Raw genomic sequence first — 3350 nt, 5'->3', positions numbered from 1 at the left:
GCGTTACGCCCGGCCAAATACCCGGGCTGGTCGCGGCCTTCGTCGCCGCCTTTGTCTGGGCCGCCTATTCGGTGATGTCGCGCCGGCTCAAGGCGGTGCCGACCGACGCGGTCGCGGGCTTTTGCCTCGCCACCGCGGTGCTGGCGGCCATCGTGCATGCGATGGTCGAGACCACCATCTGGCCCGACACGGCCACGCAATGGCTCGCGGTCATCGCGCTCGGTATTGGCCCGGTCGGCGCCGCGTTCTTTGCATGGGACATCGGGATGAAGCGCGGCGACATCCGCGTGCTCGGCGCCGCCTCCTACGCGACACCGCTGCTGTCGACCGCGTTTCTGATTATGGCTGGCTTTGCGAAGCCGAGCGCGAACATTGCGCTATCGGCGATACTGATTGCCGGCGGCGGGCTGATCGCCGCGAAGGACATGATCTGGAGGCGGTACTAGACCGTCGGCCGCCAGCCCGGCGGCTTGTACATCATTTCCGGAATTTGTCCGAGCTCGGAGCGCTGCAACTTCGCAGGCGTCAGGCCGTAGAACTGCGCAAAACTCATGATCAGCGGCCGCCATTTGTCGGGATCGATGCGATCGGGCTCGCCCTCCATCATGATGTGCGGATGCGCATGCACGCGCGTCACGCGCACCTCGATCGCCGTGAGATTGCCGCGCCACACCGCATCCTCCTGCGCCAGCTCGTGGACATGGGCGACCTTGGCCTCGATTTGCACCGGGCATTCCATCGCGCGCGGCGCGGCGACGGTTTCACCCGGCAGCGCCGTCAGGCCGCTCACGCCGAATTTGTCCTTCTCGTGCCGGTAGCCCCGCATGATCTTGCCCGGAGGCACCGGATCCGAACCGGTGGTCCGCGCGAGACGATCGACCGCGGCGACAAGATCCGCCGATGGCAGATTGAGCACGCATTCGCCGGTGCGAATCATGTTCGCGGTGGTCTTCGAATTGCGCGCGAGTCCGAGCATGCAGCGCCAGCCGACAAACCATGCCGACGACATCGGCGCCAGATTGTACGAACCGTCCTCATTGGTCGAGCCGATCAAAACCACCGGCGTCCCGAAATAGAGAATCGCCGGTTCGATCTGATTTGCAACGCTGGCAGTCCCGTGCATCTTCCGCTCCTGTTTTCTGATAGCCGAAGCTATCGGCGCAGGCGCGCGAAACCCACCCGATTCCCGATGATGTTTTTTCAGCGCGAAGGAGACCAGTCCTTCGCCGCCAATTCGAATGTCGCAAAATCGAATCCCGGCGCGACGGTGCAGCCGACCAGTGTCCAGTCGCCGCGGCTCTCGGCGGATTGCCAGGCATGCACGGGAACGATCGCCTGCGGCACTTCGCCGGCGGCGAGATCGGGACCGAGGCGGACGCTGCGCGTGCCGCCGGCACCGGCGATCTGCAAGGTGAGCGCGCCGCCGGCATAATAGTGCCAGACCTCGACCGCGTCGATGCGGTGCCAGTGCGAGCGTTGGCCGCGCGCCAGCAGGAAATAGATCGCCGTCGATCGCGCGCGCCCGCCGGCATCGGTGGCACCATCGCGAAACGTTTCGCGATAATATCCGCCTTCGGGATGCGGCTTCAGTTCCAGCCGCGCGATGATCTCGGCAGCGGTCGTCGCCGGCGTCATCAGGATTTGTTCTTGCGCTCGCGCAATTCGCCGAACACCTCAGCCGCGCCGGCGCCCTTCATGTGGAGACTGGCGGCCACCGCAGGCTCGTCGGCGCGCAGGAACACGTTGGCTTTTTTCTCCTCGCCGAGCAGCGTCGGGATCGTCGGCTTGTTGTCGGCGCGCAGCCGCGTCACCTCCGCGGCGCGGGCTTTCAGCGCGGCGTTATCGGGCTCGACCGTGAGCGCGAACCTGACGTTGGCGGCGGTATATTCGTGGCCGCAGTAAAGCCTGAAATCATCCGGCAGGGCGCGCAGCTTCAAGAGCGAGTCCCACATCATGGGATGGGTGCCCTCGAACACCCTCCCGCAGCCGATCGAGAACAGCGTGTCGGCGGCGAACACCGCCTTCTCGCCGTCGAACACGTAAGAGACATGGTCGAGCGTATGGCCCGGGGTTTCCAGGACCCGCGCCAGCAGGTTGCCGACCTTGATGACATCGCCATGGCTGACGCGCAGGTCGACATTGCCGATCTTGGCCGACTTGTCGTGCGGGGCCACGACGCGGCAGTTGTATTTCTGCTTCAGCTCGGCGACCCCGCCGACATGGTCGCCGTGATGATGGGTGATGAGAATATCGGTCAGCGTCCAGCCTTCGCGTCCGAGCGCCTGGATGATCGGCGCGGCCTCCGGCGCATCGATCGAGGCGGTCGCCTTGGTCGCGGGGTCATGGATCAGGTAACCGAAATTATCGGAGAGGCAGGTGAACAGGCGAATTTCGGCGGCCATGACAGCTCCACGAACAGACAAGGGCGGTAACGCTAACACGCCCTTTATCAGCGGGAAATATGGCGTTAACGCTCAGGCTGCAATGCCATTTTCCGCGATCCGCATCGAAGGCCGGCATGTTAGATTGATCCCATGGACGTCATCGATCTCCGCGATTTCTATTCGAAGCGCCTCGGCATGGTGGCGCGGCAATTGATCAGTCGCGGCATCCGCGCGCGCTGGCCGAACGCCGCGGGCCTGCGGGTGCTCGGGCTCGGCTATCCGACGCCCTATCTCGGCCTGTTTCGCGCAGACTCAGAACGCTGCCTCGCCTTCATGCCGGCGGCGCAGGGCGTGCTGAAATGGCCGACGGCGCGGCCGGCGCTGGCCACCCTGATCGATGAATTTTCGATGCCGCTGCCGGACGCGGCGGTCGACCGTATTCTATTGGTCCATGCGCTGGAAATGTCCGACGATCCGGAACGGCTGCTGCGCGAGGTCTGGCGCGTGCTGGCGCCGTCCGGCCGCCTGATCGCGGTGATTCCCAATCGGCGCGGGGTTTGGACACGTTCCGACAACACGCCGTTCGGTCACGGCCGGCCCTATTCGCGTGCGCAGATCACCCAGCTCCTGCGGCAGACCTGGTTCACGCCGACGGCGTGGGGCGAGGCGCTGTTCCTGCCGCCGGTGGGAAACAGCTGGTTCCTGCGTTCGGCGATGGCATGGGAGCGCGTCGGCGCGGCGCTGTCGCTGCCGTTCGCAGGCGTCCACATCGTGGAAGCCACCAAGCAGGTCTATCGCGCGATCCCCGCGCATCGCGAACGCACGCGGCTGATTCCGTCGCTGCAGCCGGTGCTGGTGCCGTCATCGACGGCGACGCGGGGCTGAAGCGCGTCGCTCACGCGGCGCGGTCGTTACTCATTCCCCGGATTGAAGTCGTCGCCCGGCGCGGCCGGGGCGGCCATGCTG

At 65.6% G+C, this 3350-nt stretch carries 5 protein-coding genes; 2 read left to right on the top strand and 3 right to left on the bottom strand.

The window, feature by feature from the left end:
* A partial coding sequence (locus tag WCE35_RS11015) for an EamA family transporter (RefSeq protein WP_424593367.1) occupies positions 1-446 on the top strand: 446 nt, incomplete at its 5' end.
* On the opposite strand, the gene WCE35_RS11010 is transcribed toward WCE35_RS11015, so the two are convergent.
* From WCE35_RS11010 to gloB, 3 genes are all read right to left on the bottom strand, one after another.
* Positions 443-1123 (bottom strand): flavin reductase family protein, encoded by a 681-nt coding sequence (locus WCE35_RS11010; protein WP_424593366.1) that lies wholly within the window; start codon positions 1121-1123, stop codon positions 443-445. The genes WCE35_RS11015 and WCE35_RS11010 overlap by 4 nt on opposite strands.
* A 77-nt stretch (positions 1124-1200) precedes the next feature.
* The gene (locus WCE35_RS11005; protein ID WP_424593365.1) at positions 1201-1635 is read right to left on the bottom strand and encodes a cupin domain-containing protein; all 435 of its coding nucleotides are present in this window, start codon (positions 1633-1635) and stop codon (positions 1201-1203) included.
* Complete coding sequence (gene gloB / locus WCE35_RS11000; RefSeq protein ID WP_424593364.1) at positions 1635-2402, bottom strand: hydroxyacylglutathione hydrolase; 768 nt, start codon at positions 2400-2402, stop codon at positions 1635-1637. The genes WCE35_RS11005 and gloB overlap by 1 nt, the downstream gene beginning before the upstream one ends.
* 132 nt (positions 2403-2534) lie before the next feature.
* On the opposite strand from gloB, the gene WCE35_RS10995 reads away from it, so the two are divergent.
* The gene (locus WCE35_RS10995; protein WP_424593363.1) at positions 2535-3269 is read left to right on the top strand and encodes a methyltransferase domain-containing protein; all 735 of its coding nucleotides are present in this window, start codon (positions 2535-2537) and stop codon (positions 3267-3269) included.
* Positions 3270-3350: the final 81 nt, after the last annotated feature.

The organism is Bradyrhizobium sp., assembly GCF_049691595.1.
Classification (GTDB): domain Bacteria; phylum Pseudomonadota; class Alphaproteobacteria; order Rhizobiales; family Xanthobacteraceae; genus Bradyrhizobium.
Note: the sequence above shows the minus strand (reverse complement) of the source record. Positions and strands in the feature narration are given on the sequence as shown.